The sequence below is a fragment of the Rhizobium pantanalense genome (assembly GCF_030182525.1).
Lineage (GTDB): Bacteria > Pseudomonadota > Alphaproteobacteria > Rhizobiales > Rhizobiaceae > Rhizobium.
This window is the reverse complement of the sequence record NZ_JAQJCH010000074.1, coordinates 1-311: the sequence shown is the minus strand read 5'-3', so window position 1 is coordinate 311 and position 311 is coordinate 1. Positions and strand designations below refer to the sequence as shown.

Here is a 311-nt window from a genome sequence, read left to right as displayed (position 1 = left end):
TTCTTATACTGTAACTACTTGATAAACCTGATATGTTTTTTATAACAACGCGCGTGAATTGCCCCTTCAGTTGCGTCAGATAAGGCATTACCGCGTCAGAAAAGGTTATTCGAGCCTTGGCCTCACCTTTAGCATACTGTGCCCGATACTGGATCCAGCGGAACTCCTCACGCTTCTCGTCATCCTTGAGAATGATCGACCTGTCCCATAAACGATCGATCGCTTCCTGTAACTGAACCTCGCCATTTTTCCCCCCCATGTCAGGGAATGAATCAAAATATTCCGCAGCGGTAATGGTCATTGTCTTTTGC

At 46.0% G+C, this 311-nt stretch carries 1 protein-coding gene; it reads right to left on the bottom strand.

Annotation, left to right across the window (positions count from 1 at the left end):
* On the bottom strand, positions 1-301 hold a 301-nt coding region (locus PH558_RS34190; protein ID WP_285208580.1), incomplete at its 3' end, for a replication initiation protein.
* Positions 302-311 lie beyond the last annotated feature (10 nt).